14 protein-coding genes are annotated in these 14380 nt (G+C 69.5%); all 14 read right to left on the bottom strand.

The genetic code is table 11. The features are described from left to right. Positions 1 to 44: 44 nt before the first annotated feature. The 14 genes from pheT to ABT061_RS38055 all read right to left on the bottom strand — a co-directional run bounded on the left by pheT (position 45) and on the right by ABT061_RS38055 (position 14362). Positions 45 to 2570, bottom strand: a complete 2526-nt coding sequence (gene pheT / locus ABT061_RS38120) for a phenylalanine--tRNA ligase subunit beta (protein ID WP_350927325.1) — start codon at positions 2568 to 2570, stop codon at positions 45 to 47. After that, positions 2570 to 3619 (bottom strand): phenylalanine--tRNA ligase subunit alpha, encoded by a 1050-nt coding sequence (gene pheS, locus ABT061_RS38115; protein WP_350927355.1) that lies wholly within the window; start codon positions 3617 to 3619, stop codon positions 2570 to 2572. Before pheS ends, pheT begins: the two co-directional genes overlap by 1 nt. 121 nt (positions 3620 to 3740) lie before the next feature. Further along, positions 3741 to 4823 (bottom strand): sensor histidine kinase, encoded by a 1083-nt coding sequence (locus ABT061_RS38110; protein ID WP_350927323.1) that lies wholly within the window; start codon positions 4821 to 4823, stop codon positions 3741 to 3743. 77 nt (positions 4824 to 4900) lie between these two features. Next, entirely contained in the window at positions 4901 to 5716 is an 816-nt protein-coding gene (locus ABT061_RS38105; RefSeq protein WP_350927321.1) for a TrmH family RNA methyltransferase, read from the bottom strand. A gap of 72 nt (positions 5717 to 5788) precedes the next feature. Continuing rightward, positions 5789 to 6172, bottom strand: a complete 384-nt coding sequence (rplT, locus tag ABT061_RS38100; RefSeq protein ID WP_012892552.1) for a 50S ribosomal protein L20 — start codon at positions 6170 to 6172, stop codon at positions 5789 to 5791. A 24-nt stretch (positions 6173 to 6196) separates the two neighbouring features. Further along, complete coding sequence (gene rpmI / locus ABT061_RS38095) at positions 6197 to 6391, bottom strand: 50S ribosomal protein L35 (protein WP_030920046.1); 195 nt, start codon at positions 6389 to 6391, stop codon at positions 6197 to 6199. Positions 6392 to 6521: 130 nt separating this feature from the next. Next, entirely contained in the window at positions 6522 to 7139 is a 618-nt protein-coding gene (infC, locus tag ABT061_RS38090; RefSeq protein WP_451935649.1) for a translation initiation factor IF-3, read from the bottom strand. 347 nt (positions 7140 to 7486) lie between these two features. Beyond that, the gene (locus ABT061_RS38085) at positions 7487 to 8314 is read right to left on the bottom strand and encodes a shikimate dehydrogenase (RefSeq protein ID WP_350927316.1); all 828 of its coding nucleotides are present in this window, start codon (positions 8312 to 8314) and stop codon (positions 7487 to 7489) included. Beyond that, a complete protein-coding gene (gene mltG, locus ABT061_RS38080) occupies positions 8308 to 9483 on the bottom strand; it encodes an endolytic transglycosylase MltG (protein ID WP_350927314.1) in 1176 nt (391 codons plus the stop codon). Before mltG (ABT061_RS38080) ends, ABT061_RS38085 begins: the two co-directional genes overlap by 7 nt. Positions 9484 to 9646: 163 nt before the next feature. After that, on the bottom strand, positions 9647 to 10468 hold the full coding sequence (gene mltG / locus ABT061_RS38075) for an endolytic transglycosylase MltG (protein ID WP_350927312.1): 822 nt from the start codon (positions 10466 to 10468) through the stop codon (positions 9647 to 9649). Beyond that, a complete protein-coding gene (gene ruvX, locus ABT061_RS38070) occupies positions 10465 to 10938 on the bottom strand; it encodes a Holliday junction resolvase RuvX (RefSeq protein ID WP_350927353.1) in 474 nt (157 codons plus the stop codon). The genes mltG (ABT061_RS38075) and ruvX overlap by 4 nt, the downstream gene beginning before the upstream one ends. A 52-nt stretch (positions 10939 to 10990) precedes the next feature. Continuing rightward, a complete protein-coding gene (alaS, locus tag ABT061_RS38065; RefSeq protein WP_350927310.1) occupies positions 10991 to 13663 on the bottom strand; it encodes an alanine--tRNA ligase in 2673 nt (890 codons plus the stop codon). A gap of 1 nt (position 13664) precedes the next feature. Next, positions 13665 to 13919, bottom strand: a complete 255-nt coding sequence (locus ABT061_RS38060; RefSeq protein WP_350927308.1) for a hypothetical protein — start codon at positions 13917 to 13919, stop codon at positions 13665 to 13667. Continuing rightward, complete coding sequence (locus tag ABT061_RS38055; protein ID WP_350927306.1) at positions 13916 to 14362, bottom strand: DUF948 domain-containing protein; 447 nt, start codon at positions 14360 to 14362, stop codon at positions 13916 to 13918. Before ABT061_RS38055 ends, ABT061_RS38060 begins: the two co-directional genes overlap by 4 nt. Positions 14363 to 14380: the final 18 nt, after the last annotated feature.

The following is a 14380-nucleotide window of genomic DNA, read 5'->3' as shown; positions in this document are numbered from 1 at the left end:
GATGAAAGGGGCTCGGGATGTGTCCCGAGCCCCTCAGTCGCCGGTCAGACGCCGCGCAACCGCGCCCCGGTGCGCTCGGCGGCCAGGGCCACGGCCGCGTCACGGGCCGCGGTGGTCTCCTCCACCGTGAGCGTCCTGTCGGCCGCCCGGAAGCGCAGGGAGTAGGCGAGAGACTTCCTGCCCTCGCCCACCTGGGCACCGGCGTAGACGTCGAACAGCCGGATCGACTCCAGCAGCTCGCCCGCGCCCTCGCGCAGCGCCGCCTCCACCGGGGCCACCGGGATCGCCGCGTCGACGATGAGCGCGACGTCCTGGCTCGCGACCGGGTAGCCGGAGATCGCCGGCGCCTGCGGCCGACCGACCGGCGACTGCTCCAGCCGGGTCAGCTCCAGCTCCATCGCGCAGGTGCGCGGGGGCAGGCCGTACGCCTCGACCACGCGCGGATGCAGCTCGCCGGCGTGGCCGACGAGCACGTCACCGGCGTACAGCGCGGCGCAGCGGCCCGGGTGCCAGGGCTCGTGCCGGTCCGCGCGGACGTCGAGGGTGACGCCGGCCTCGGCGGCCACCACCCGGGCCGCCTCGACGGCGTCCGCCCAGTCGGCTCCCCTGCCCTTGCCCCACCAGCCGGACGGCTCGAACTCCCCGGCCAGCACGACCCCGACCCGCAGCGGCTGGGCCGGCAGCGCGGACTCGATCGAGGCCAGTTCCTCCGGGCTCGGCCTGCGGTCGACGCCCAGCACGGGGGCGACGGCGGGCGCGTCCGGCGAGGGCCGGTAGACCAGGCCCGTCTCGAACAGCGCCACATCACCGAAACCCCGGCCCACGTTGCGGACCAGCGTCTTGAGCAGGCCGGGCAGCAGGGTGGTCCGCATCAGCGGCTCGTCCTCGCTGAGCGGATTTGCCAGCCGTACGGCCAGGCGGCGCGCGTCGTCGGAGGGCAGTTGCAGGTTGTCGAAGTCGCGCTCCCCGCTGAACGGGTAGGAGAGGATCTCGACGTAGCCGGCGGCGGCCAGTGAGCGGCCGACCCGGCGGCGCAGGCGCTGGCTCTCGGTGAGACCGGCACCCGCGGGGGCGGCGGGCAGGATCGAGGGCAGGTTCTCGTAGCCCTCCAGCCGGATGACCTCCTCGGCGAGGTCGTTCGGGTCGGTCAGGTCAGGCCGCCACGAGGGTGGGGTGACCACCAGCATGTCGTCGCCGGTGACCGCGAGCTTCGCGGCGATCCCGTCGGCGGTGCCGCCGGTCTCGGTGGCGGAGCTCTCGACCGCGCAGCCGACCTGCTCCAGGCGGCGGATCACCGTCTCCCGGTCGTAGACGGTGCCCGCGACCCTGCCGGGGTAGCCGCTCGGGATGGCGACACGGGCCGGCTCGACCTCCACCTCGGCGTGGGTGACGCCCGGCTGGATCGTGCCGCCGCCCAGCTCGGCCAGAAGCTGAGCCGCACGCCAGGAGGCGTACAGCGGAAGCTCCCGGTCGACGCCCCGCTCGAAGCGCTTGGATGCCTCGCTGACCAGGTTGTGCCGGCGCGACATGCGCGCGATGCCACTGGTGGAGAAGTGGGCTGCCTCGATCACGATGTCGGTGGAGGCGTCGGAGATCTCGGTGTGCAGGCCGCCCATGGTGCCGGCCATCGAGATCACACCCGACCCGTCGGTGATCAGGATGTCGTCCGGGTGGAGCTTGCGGACCACGTGGTCGAGTGTCTCCAGCGTCTCGCCGGGCTCGGCCCTGCGCACCACGATCTCACCGGTCAGCCTGGCGGCGTCGAAGGCGTGCAGCGGCTGGCCGAGCTCCAGCATGACGTAGTTGGTGACGTCGACGGCCAGCGAGACCGGGCGCATACCGGCGCGGGTGAGCCGTGCGCGCATCCACAGCGGGCTGCTCGCCGACGGGTCGAACCCGCGGATCTCGCGGAGCACGAAGCGGTCACAGGCCGACGGGTCGGCGATCGAGGCCGGGTAGGCGGGACCTGACGCGACGGGCGGGGAGACGTCCGCCGGGTCGAGGAACGCCGAGTCGAAGGCTGCGGCGGCCTCGCGGGCCACACCCCGGATGGAGAGCGCGTAGCCGATGTCCGGGGTGATCTCAAGCTCGATCACGTCGTCGCGCAGGCCGAGCAGCTCGACCACGTCGGCGCCGATCGGAGTGTCCCCGGGCAGCACGAGGATGCCCGGGGAGGACTCGGCCACCCCGAGCTCCGCCTCCGAGCAGATCATGCCGTCCGACAGGCGTCCGTAGGTCTTGCGGGAGGCGATCTCGAACCCGCCGGGCAGCACGGCGCCGGGCAGCGCGACCGGGACACGGTCGCCGGCCTCGAAGTTGGTCGCACCGCAGACGATCTCGCGAGGCGCGGCCTCCCCCACCTCGACCTGGCAGTGGCGGATGGGCTTCTTGAAACCCTCCAGGGTCTCGATGGAGAGCACCTCGCCCACCACGACGTTCTTGATGTCGTGGCCGTAGGAGATGACGGACTCCAGCTTGAGCCCGGCCGCGGTGAGCTTCTCGGCGATCTCGTGCGCCGTGACGGCGGGGAGATCGACGTACTCCCGCAGCCATGAAAGCGAGACCTTCATCAGACCTCCATTCCGAAGGGGAGCGTGAAGCGGACGTCTCCCTCGACCATGTCGCGCATGTCCTCGGCGTTGTGGCGGAACATCAGGGTGCGTTCGACGCCCATGCCGAAGGCGAAGCCGCTGTAGCGGGCGGGGTCGACGCCGCAGGCGATGAGCACCCGCGGGTTGACCATGCCGCAGCCGCCCCACTCGATCCAGCCCTCCGACTTACAGGTGCGGCAGGACGGGTTTCCCGGTATCGCGGAGGCACCGCGGCAGACGAAGCACTTCAGGTCCATCTCGGCCGAGGGCTCGGTGAACGGGAAGTAGTTGGGCCGGAACCGGGTGGTGATGCCCTCACCGAACATGACCTCGGCGAACCGGTCGAGGGTGCCCTTGAGATGGGCCATGGTCAGGCCCTCGTCGATCGCCAGCCCCTCGACCTGGTGGAAGACCGGGGTGTGGGTGGCGTCAAGCTCGTCGGTGCGGAACACCTTGCCCGGCGAGATCACGTAGATCGGAAGCTCCCTGCTGAGCAGCGCCCGGATCTGAACGGGAGAGGTCTGGGTGCGCAGCACCTTGCCCGAGTCGACGGACTCCACGAAGAAGGTGTCGTGCTCCGAGCGCGCCGGGTGGTCGGCGGAGATGTTCAACGCGTCGAAGTTGAACCACTCCCCCTCCAGCTCGGGGCCCTCCGCCACCTCGTAGCCCATCGCGACGAAGGCGTCGGCTATGCGCTCCTGGAGGGTGGTCAGCGGATGCCTGGCACCTCGGGAGGCGCGGCCAGAGGGCAGCGTGACGTCGACGGTCTCCTCGACGAGGACCCGCTCGTCGCGCTCGGCCTCCAACTGCGCCTGTCGTTCGGCGAGAGCGTCGGCGACGGCTTTGCGGGCGCCGCCGATACGCTTGCCCGCCTCGGCGCGGGCCGCCGGGGGCAGGGCGCCGATCTCGCGGTTGGCCAGGGCGATCGGTGAGCGGTCACCGGCGTGCGCGAGGCGCACCTGCTTGAGTTCTTCGAGGTCGCGCGCCGCCTTGACGGCGTCGATCGCGTCGGCCTGCATGCGCGCCATCTCGTCGGCGTGCAGCGGGGTCACCTCGACCGGGTCGTAGTTTGACAAGAGAGAGCTCCGAATCCAGGGCTTGAGCGGCCACGAGTCTAGTCGGGTAAGCCCACCGGGCTGGCATTCACGCTCAGGCGAAGTCAGGGGTGCCGGTGGGCACCATAAATCGAAACTCGGCGCCGCCCTCGGGTCCGCGCTGCACGGAGATGGTGCCACCGTGAGCCTCGATCAGCCCCTTGACGATGAACAGGCCGAGCCCGGTGCCGCCGCGGCGGCGGGCGTTGCCCCGCCAGAACTGCCGGAAGACGCGCGTGACCAGCTCGGGCGGGATGCCCTCTCCCTGGTCACGGACGGACACGGTCACTCCCCATTCGCTCGGTTCGACGACTATTGTCACCGTACCGCGCCCGTGCCGCACCGCGTTTTCCACCAGGTTGGCAAGCACCTGATCGATCTTGTCCTGGTCGAGCCAGGTCTCGGGCAGCTCACCGCGCACCTGGAGCAGGAAGCGGTCGTCCGGCTCACCCGCCGCCACCCGCCCCGCGATGACCTTGGAGATCCTGGCCGGGATGTCGACCACCTGGCGATGGATCTCCAGCCGCCCCGACTCGATACGCGAGACGTCGAGCAGCTCGGTGATCAGCCTGGTCACCCGGTCGGCGTCGGCGTTGACCGTCTCCAGCATGACCAGCTTCTGGTCGTCGGTGAAACGGGTCCACTTGGCCAGCAGGGTCGCGGTGAACCCCTTGACGCTGGTCAGCGGGGAGCGCAGCTCGTGGGCGACCGTGGAGACCAGGTCGGCGCGGCTGCGCTCCAGTCGGGCACGGGCTCCGGTGTCACGCAGCGTGATGACCACCCGGACCACCTCGCCGCCCCGCAGTGGCTCTCGCACCAGCCGGGCGGCCACCAGCATCTCCTGGCCACCGAGGGTGCGCAGCGGCAGCTCGGGCTGGCGGGTGCGGGTGCGCAACCCGCCGTAGGTGTCGAGCCACTTCCACCAGTCGCGCCCGTCGTGGTCGTGGAAGGAGAACACATCGCGCAGGTGCCGCCCCGCGGCCTGCTCGCGGGTGACCCCGGTCAACCGGGCCGCGGCCCGGTTGACGGTCAGCACGTGGCCGTCCCCATCGGTCACCACGAGGCCGTCGGGAAGCTCGTCGACGTCGATCACAGAAGCGGGATCGGTGCTCCGCTCGCCGGTGTGTTCGCCGTGCACGACCCCGCCTCCTCGACGCTACATGGCCGACAATAGCGGGTTTCCCGCGTCGTACGGCAGCCTCGAGGCGGGGGGCGTCACCTGGCGCCGGGACCGGTGCGCTGAGACCGGGCAGATGCGTACAGACAGACCGCGGCGGCGGTCGCGAGGTTCAGGCTCTCGGCCCGCCCGTAGATCGGAACCCGGACGACGTCGTCGGCCAACTCCAAAATCTCCTCGGGAAGCCCCCAGGCCTCGTTGCCGAAGATCCAGGCCGTCGGGCCGGACAGGTCCATGTCGTCCAGGGTCTGCTTGCCCGCGCCGTCGGCGGCGAGCACCCGCAGCCCGGAACCCTTCAGGTGCTCCACGACCCGGGTCACATGGACACCCGTGGTGACCGGGAGATGGAACAGGCTGCCCGCGCTGGCCCGCACGCACTTGCCGTTGTAGGGATCGACCGAGGCGTCGGTGAAGACCACCGAGTCGGCACCCGCGGCGTCGGCGGTGCGCAGCACCGTGCCCGCGTTGCCGGGGTCGCGAACGTGGGCGAGCACGGCCACCAGCCTGGCGTCGGAGGTGACGGAGTCGTTCAGGGGCACGTGCACGAAGCGGCACACGGCCAGCAGTCCCTGGGGGGTGACGGTCTGGGCCAGCTCGGCCATGACCTCGCCACTGGCCCGGAATAGGGGCACCCCCGCGGCGGTGGCGGCGGCGATGACGTCGGCGTGGCGCAGCTCGGCCTCGGCGGTGGCGAACAGCTCCACCACGACGCCGTCCAGCGCCAGCGCCTCACGGACCGCCTGTGGCCCCTCTGCCAGGAAGGAGCGGTCGCGGTCCCTGAAAGCCCGCTTGGTCAGCCTCCGCGCGGCCTTGACCCGCGGTGACTTGATATTGGTCAGCTCAGACCCGGCCATGCCCGTCCCCCAAGAATGCGAATGCGGCCCGCAGCGTCACCGCTGCGGACCGCATGGTCGTCAGTGTCTCGCTCAGCCGGCGACCGGCGCGTTCACGTCGGCCGGGAGCGCCTTCTTGGCGGCCTCGACCAGCGTCGCGAACGTGGCGGCGTCGTTGACCGCGAGGTCAGCGAGGATCTTGCGGTCGACCTCGATGGAGGCGAGCCGCAGGCCCTGGATGAGCCTGTTGTAGGTGATGCCGTTCTGGCGGGCAGCGGCGTTGATGCGCTGGATCCAGAGACGGCGGAAGGTGCCCTTGCGGTCCTTGCGGTCGCGGTAGGCGTACGTCATCGAGTGGAGCATCTGCTCCTTGGCCTTGCGGTACAGCCTGGAACGCTGACCCCGATAGCCCTTCGCCCGCTCGAGAACGACCTTGCGCTTCTTCTTGGCGTTGATCGCCCGCTTCACGCGTGCCATGTGTATCTATCTCCCCGGGGGCGGTTACTTAGCGAGCAGCTTCTTGATCTTCTTGGAGTCGGCGTCGGAGAGCACGACCTCGGGCTTGAGACGACGCGTCAAGGTGGACGGCTTGTGCTCGTTGTAGTGCGCACGGTTGGCGCGGCGGCGCACAAGCTTGCCGGAACCCGTGAGCCTGAACCGCTTCTTCGCACCGCTGTGCGTCTTCATCTTCGGCATCTCAGCCGTCTCTCCCTCGATCGTGCCGATGTCCCGGGCCGGTAACCCAAGTCAAGGGCATGCCTGACTACGAGACCGGACCCGGTCTCGACGTGATATCGCGACTACCTGACGATCCAGGCTATGCGAGTTACTCCTGCGGGGCAGCCACCGCTCCGTTGACGGACACCTCGTCGTTGACGTGCGTCTCGCCGCCGGCCGGCGACCTGTCCCCCGAGGGGTTCTCGTCATGCCGCGCCTTGGCCGCCGCCTTCTCGGCCTTGGCCTCAGCCTTCTTCTTGTGCGGGCCGATCACCATGATCATGTTTCGGCCGTCCTGCTTGGGCTGGGACTCGACGAAGCCGAGCTCCGTCACGTCCTCCGCCAGTCGCTGCAGGAGCCGGAAGCCCAGCTCGGGCCGGGACTGCTCCCGACCACGGAACATGATGGTGACCTTGACCTTGTCGCCGGCCTTGAGGAACCGCACCACGTGACCCTTCTTGGTCTCGTAGTCGTGCGGGTCGATCTTCGGCCGGAGCTTGATCTCCTTGATGATGGTGTACGCCTGGTTACGGCGCGCCTCGCGTGCCTTCATCGCGGACTCGTACTTGAACTTGCCGTAGTCCATGAGCTTGCACACTGGCGGGCGAGCCGTCGCCGCGACCTCGACCAGGTCGAGGTCGGCTTCTTGAGCCAGCTTCAAAGCATCGCCGATGGAGACGATGCCCACCTGTTCGCCGTTCGGGCCCACGAGGCGGACCTCGGGCACGCGAATGCGGTCATTGATGCGGGGCTCGGCGCTGATGGGGCCTCCTAGGTTGCGATCCGCGACCTTTCTTACGAAAGGTCGCAACATGCTCGATCGTGCCGGGAAGTCGCAGAACACGCACCCAGTAAAGGCGCGTCGAACGCAAGATGCCCCGCACGTCACGCATGCGGGGCCACATGAACTCGAAGGCTTTATGCCGTTAAGCTCGCCGGAAACCTACCCGGTGTGATCCTGACCTGTCAGCCTTGCGGCCGACGAGGTGGGAGGATGACCTCCGCTTGCGCGTCCAGCAGGAACGCCGGACCGATCGATTAGTCACTCTACCACAACGACATGCTCACCCAGAATCATTCCGTCGAGGCGGCACGCCTGACGATCTCGCTCTTCCCCGCCTCGCGCATCGCCTCCACCGGCACGTCCGCGCGGCCGGTCATCATCTCGACCTGCCGGACAGCCTGGTGCAGGAGCATCGGGAAACCTCCGACGACAGTCCCGCCCCGCTCGGCCACCGCCGCCGCCGGTCGGGTGGGCCAGGGTGCGTAGACCACGTCGAAGAGCGCCGGCACGTCCGCCAGCGACTCGGTGAAACCGTCGGCCGCGCCGGAGGGCAGGGTCGAGACGACCAGGTCGACCCCCAGCGCGGTGTCGAGCTTGTCGAAGGTCTGCACCGTCAGGCTCATGTCCAGCCGCTCGGCCGTCTCGACGGTCTCCGCCGCCCTGGACGGGTCACGGACCACGAGGGTCGCCTCGCCCAGGCCCAGCTCACGCAGGGCGGCCAGCGCGGAGGATGCCGTCGCGCCCCCGCCGAGGACGGTCGCGGAGGCGGGCGGGGCCACGCCCGCCTCCGCGAGCGCCCGGACGATGCCGTACACGTCGGTGTTGTCCCCGTGCCGGGCGCCGTCGCGCAGGATCACCGTGTTGGCCCCACCCACCTGGAGTGCGAGCTCCGAGACGGTGTCGAGCAGCGGCAGCACGGCCCGCTTGAGCGGCATGGTGAGCGAGAGCCCCGCCCAGTCGGCGTCCAGCCCGTCGAGGAGGCCGGGGAGCCCGGCCTCGTCGCACTCGATCGCCTCGTAGCGCCAGTCGTGCAGGCCCATGCCCTCGTAGGCGGCGCGGTGCAGGTACGGGGAGAGCGAGTGGGCGATCGGCGACCCCAGGACCGCCGCTCTCAGCATCCGTTCCCCTTGTTTCTCTCGTACTCGGCCTTGAGCGCGAAGAAGTCCGTCTCCGTCGAGGCGAACTTGGTGATCTGCCGCGCCGGGCAGGTGGTCACGAACCAGACCCAGTCCCCCTTGGTGGGGTTGAGCGCCGCCTGGATGGCGTCGTCTCCCGGGTTGGCGATCGGTCCGGGAGGCAGGCCCTCGAACCTGTAGGTGTTGTAGGGCGAGGAACTCTCAAGATCCTTGTGGGAGGACTCGATGCCGTACTTGTTCAGCCCGTACATCACCGTGCTGTCCATCTCCAGCTTGCGGCGGGGATTGCCGTCGAGCCGGTTGTAGATGACCCGGGCCACCTTGCCCATGTCCTCTTTGGTACCGGACTCGGCCTGGACGATGCTGGCGATCGTCATGATCTCGTGCGGAGTGTGCCCGAGTTCCTTGGCCTTACCCTGCAGGTCGTCCTTCTCCGCCGTCTGGGTGAAGCGCTCGACCAGCGCGACCAGGATGTCGGAGGGCGTCATCTTGGGCCTGATGTCGTAGGTGGCCGGGAAGGCGTAGCCCTCCAGCCTGCCCCTGGCGTAGGACGGCAGGCCGAGCTTCCGGCTGTTCTTGGCCGCCTGCTGGAACTCCCTGAGCGGCTTGCCGGTCTTCTCGGCGAGTTGCTTGAGGGTGTCGCTCAGGCGCAGCCCCTCCTTGAGGGTGACCCTCTCCAGCAGCCGCTTCGCCGGATCGAGAAGCTTGACGGCCTCCGCGGCCGCCATCTGCTTGCGCATGCTGTATTCGCCAGGCTGCAGGGAGGAGCTCTTGCCCGCCTGGGCGACGGCGTTGACGAAGGCTTTGACGCTCTTCACCACGCCCTGCTCCTCCAGGGTCTGGGCGACGTCGGAGGCGTTCTGGCCGTCCTTGATCTCCACGACGACCTCGCCGGACCCGGGTCCGGTGTAGTCGTCCGGGGTCATCACGTCGCGGACCCAGGTGTAGCCGTAGAAGCCGGCGGCACCGATGCCGCCGAACAGCACGATGACCGCGAGCATGGGGGCGAGGAAGCCGCCCCGGTTACGACGGCGCTTCCTGCGCCGGCCACGCCGGCCACCGGAGTCGCGTCCTGAGGACGCGCGAGATCTTCGGCCCGGCCGACCTTCGTCGTCGGAGCCGACCAGGAAGTCCATATCGAGATCGTTCATAGAGGCGCTGGCCAATCTCCCGCTAGGGACGGCCTGGCGTCAAGCGGGTGTGCCAAACCGAAGGAAAGCACCCGGCCAGACCTTCCGGTGTTCCGGAAGTGGTCGTCTGGTTCGCGGGTACGGGGCGCCGCATGCGGCGGAACGGGGGGTGTTCCGCCGGGCATCAACGCTTCCCGAGGTATCTGTTCAGCTCTTCCCGGTATCTCACAAACTCACTCTCTTTGTCAGTGAATTTCGTGATTCTATGCTCCGGATCTGTGGTTACAAACCAGAACCAATCACCTTGATCTGGCCGAAGTGCCGCGATCAACGCCTTCTCCCCGGGGTTCGCGATGGGTCCGGGGGGCAGGCCGGGTCTGCGATAGATGTTGTACGGAGACCTCACCTCGGTGTCCTTCTCGGACACCTCCAGGGTCCTGCGCCCCTGCGCGTACAGCACCGTGGTGTCCGGTTGAAGTGGCGTTCCTGCCCTGATCCGGTTGTAGATCACTCTAGCGATCTTCGGATAGTCCGGGTCCCGCCCACCCTCCGCCTGGACGATGCTCGCCATCGTGACAGCCTCCAGGGGGGTCAACCGCTTCCTGGCGGCCCGCTCCTTGAGGTCGAGGTGCTCGGCGGCCTGTTTGTAACGTTCCACCATCGCGACCGGCACGTCCTGAGCGGTCGTGCCGGGCTCGATCTCGTAGGTGGCGGGGAAGCGGAGCCTGAAGTGGCCGGGGTGCAGGCTGCCCGTCCTGGCCTGCTCCTCCGACGCCCTGACGAACGCCCTGGCACTTGCCACCACTCCGGCGTCGGCCGGCGCCGGCCCGATCGCACCGGCACTCGCCCCCTCGGAGATCTCGACGACCGTGCCGGATCCCGGCCCCTCGAAGTCGGCGGGCATGAGATAGGGGCGGACCACGACGAGCCCGGCCGCCGTCCCGGCGACGGCGGCGAGCACCGTCGCCCCGGCCACCAACAGCCATATCGGCCGCGGACGGCTCACCGAACGGTCCCGCCGCCCGGTGGCGCGACAGGGCTGCCGGGAGGCCTGCCGGTGGCGCGTTCGGCGTCCAGCGCCGCCTGGAGCAGCACGACGGCGGCAGCCTGGTCCACCACACCGCGCTGGTTCTTCGCCTTCACCCCGCTGGCCCGCAGTCCCTGCTGGGCGGTGACGGTGGTCAACCGCTCGTCGAACATCCGCACCGGGACGGGCGCCAGCCGGAGTGCGATCCGGTTCGCGAAGTCACGGGCGACGGCCGCCGCCTGCCCCTCGCGCCCGGAGAGCGAGGTCGGCAGGCCGACCACCACCTCGACGACCTCGTACTCGGCCGCGATCTCCGCGAGCCGGTCGAGGTCGCCCCTGCCACGCCGGACGGTCTCCACCGGCGTGGCCAGCAACCCCGAGGGATCGCTTCTGGCCACGCCGATACGGACCGAGCCGGCATCGACGCCCAGCCGAATGCCGTTTCTCATCATCTCTGTCTCCACCCTCGTACCGGCCGCGGCTCGAGAGTGTCGTTCCCCATCAGGTGAGCGTCTGCGTGATCGCCTGGTCGACGGCCGCGAGCGCCTCGTCGATCGCCTCGGGACGCACACCGCCTCCCTGAGCGACGTCATCCTTACCGCCACCGCCACCTCCGAGTGCCTTCGCGGCGACGCCGACCAGACGGCCGGCCTTCAGGCCACGATCGCGTCCCACCTCGTTGACCGCGGCCACGACGACCGGCCGGTCATTGGGGACACCGGCGACGACGACGACCGCAGCGCGGTCGCTCGGGAACCGGCCGCGCACGTCGAGTGCGAGTTTACGCAGATCATCAGGAGATGTTCCATCAGGCGCACGGTGCGTCACAACGGAGACTCCATGCAGATCACGGGCGTTTCCCGCCATCTCCCCCGCACCGGCGAGCGCCTGGGCCGAGCGCAACGTGGCCAGTTCCTTCTCCGCAGAGCGCAACCGGGTGACGATGCCCTCGACGCGTTCGGGGAGCTCTTCCCTGCGCGCCTTGAGCTGCTCCGACAACTGGGCGACGAGCACGCTCTCCCTGGCCAGGAAGCGGAACGCGTCGAGGCCGACCAGGGCCTCCACGCGGCGCACCCCCGCACCGATCGAGGCCTCACCCAGCACCTTGACCAGGCCCAGCTGCCCGGAGCTGGCGACGTGGGTGCCACCGCAGAGCTCACGGGAGTACTCACCGACCTCGACGATGCGGACGGTGTCGCCGTACTTCTCACCGAACAGGGCCAGCGCGCCCATCGCGCGGGCCTCGGCCTGGGAGGTGTGGAAGGCGTTGACCCGCAGGTCGTTGATCAGGACCGCGTTGACCTCATCCTCGACGTCGCGCAACACGCTGGGCGACACGGCGCCCGCGGCGGTGAAGTCGAAGCGGAAGCGGCCCGGCGAGTTCTCGGAACCGGCCTGCGCCGCGGTCTCGCCCAGCGCGTTGCGGAAGCCCCGGTGCACCAGGTGGGTGGCGGTGTGGCTGCGGGAGATGGCCCGGCGCCGCTCGACGTCGATCTCGGCCTGGGCCGTCTCGCCCACCCGGATCTCCCCGGTACGGACCTTGCCCCGGTGCACGACGAGGCCGGCGACCGGGGACTGCACGTCCACGATCTCCACCTCGGCCCCGCCGGTGCGGATGAGGCCCTGGTCGGAGAGCTGGCCACCGCCCTCGGCGTAGAACGGGGTGCGGCTCAGCACGACCTCGACCGTCGTACCCGCGCCCGCCGCGGCGACGGAGGCGCCGTCGACGAGGAGGCCGGCGACCTCGGCCTCGGCCGTCACGTGGTCGTAGCCGAGGAACTCGACCTTGCCGGCCTTCTCCAGGAGCTGGCCGAAGACCGAGATGTCGGCGTTGCCGGTCTTCTTGGAGGCGGCGTCGGCCTTGGCCCGGTCGCGCTGCTCCTTCATCAGCCGGCGGAAGCCCTCCTCGTCGACCTGCAGCCCCTGCTCGGAGGCCATCTCCAGGGTCAGGTCGATCGGGAACCCGTAGGTGTCGTGGAGCTGGAAGGCCTGGTCGGCCGCGAGCGTGCCCCGCCCCTTGCGCTTGGTCTCCTCGGCCGCCACGTCGAAGATCGCGGTGCCGGTGCGGAGGGTGCCGAGGAAGGACCCCTCCTCCGCGTCGATGACGCCGTGGATCTGCGGGGCGTCGGCCTTGAGCTCCGCGTACTGCCGGCCCATGACATCGACGGTCACCGCGGTGAGCTCGTGCATGTAGCGCTCCTCGCCCGCGCCGAGCAGGCGCAGGTTACGGATGGCACGGCGCAGGATGCGGCGGAGCACGTATCCCCGGCCCTCGTTGGAGGGCAGCACCCCGTCGGCCACGAGCATCACGCCGGTCCTGACGTGGTCGGCGATGACCCGCAGCGAGACGTCGGCGCGCTCGTCGCGGCCGTAACGCGTCTTGGTGAGCTCCGCGGCCCGGTCAAGGATCTTGTACGTGGTGTCGATCTCGTAGATGTTGTCGACGCCCTGCAGGATCGCCGCCATGCGCTCCAGGCCCATGCCCGTGTCGACGCTCTTGGCCGGCAGCTCGCCGACGATGTCGAAGTCCACCTTGCTGCGGACCGCACCGAGCTGGAACTGCATGAAGACGTTGTTCCACACCTCGAGGTAGCGGTTCTCGTCGACGATCGGGCCGCCCTCGCGCCCGTACTCGGCACCGCGGTCGTAGTAGATCTCGCTGCACGGCCCGCCAGGACCCGGCACGCCCATGTGCCAGTAGTTGTCCGCCAGGTCACGGCGCTGGATGCGCTCCAGCGGCACTCCGGCCTTCCTGTGCCAGATGTCGGCGGCCTCGTCGTCGTCGAGGTAGACGGTGACCCAGAGGCGGTCCTCGGGGAAGCCGAACCCACCCTCGGACTCGGGCTTGGTCAGCAGCTCCCAGGCGAACGGGATCGCCTGCTCCTTGAAGTAGTCGCCGAAGGAGAAGTTTCCGAGCATCTGGAAGAAGCTGGCGTGCCTGGTCGTCTTGCCGACCTCGTCGATGTCGAGGGTCCTGACGACCTTCTGCGCGCTGGTGGCCCGCTTGTAGGGCGGCTTCTGCTGGCCCAGGAAGTAGGGCTTGAAGGGCACCATGCCCGCGTTGACCAGAAGCAGCGTCGGGTCCTCGGCGATGAGGCTGGCCGAGGGCACAACGGTGTGCCCACGCTCCTCGAAGAAGCGCAGGAAGCGGCGGGCGATCTCTGCCGACTCCATGTCAGCGGCCATCCTTTACGTTGGAGTGATAGGGGTTTTCCACAGTGTCGAGCCCGAACCTGGATCGCAACTCGGTTTCCCGCTCGGCCGCGCCCCGCAGGGCGTCCTCCGCGAGATCCCGCGCCTGCTCCAGGACCCCGCCCGCGTTCCGAACGGCCCGGCGGGCCAGGTGGTTCGGGTGCAGTGCCTGAAGCTTACGCATGACCCACAGCGCGCCGAACGCGCCCAGGCCCATGTAGAACAGCCTGCGGATCATCTCCGCCGCCTTTCCAGCGCCTGCGCGGCGGGCCTGGCGCGCCTGCGGGCACCCACGGCCCGGCGGACACCGTGGGTGAGGGCCGCGACCTTGATCAGCGGCCCGGTGACCAGGTTCTGGGTGACGTCGCTGACCTTGGCCACGTGCCCGCTGACCTGCTTGACGTCCCTGGTGATCGCCTCGATGGCGACCAGCTGACGGTTGGTCTCGCCGACGGCGGCCGACACGTCCTCCAGCAGAGGCACGACGCGGTCCCCCAGCTGGGAGACCATCTTGGTGGTCTCGGTGAGCAGGCGGGCCAGCCTGACCATGACGACGGCCATGAAACAGACCAGGATCGCCCAGGCCATCGCGACGATCAGCCCCGCGACCTCTCCTGCGGTAAGCATGTGCGGACCCGTCCCCTCATAGGTGACCCCGGCCATGGTCGGGTGGATTGGCAAAACCCTATCGTGCCCGAT

Origin of the sequence: Streptosporangium sp. NPDC002544 (assembly GCF_040295965.1) — a bacterium.
Lineage (GTDB): Bacteria > Actinomycetota > Actinomycetes > Streptosporangiales > Streptosporangiaceae > Streptosporangium.
This window is presented reverse-complemented; position numbering and strand designations above follow the sequence as displayed.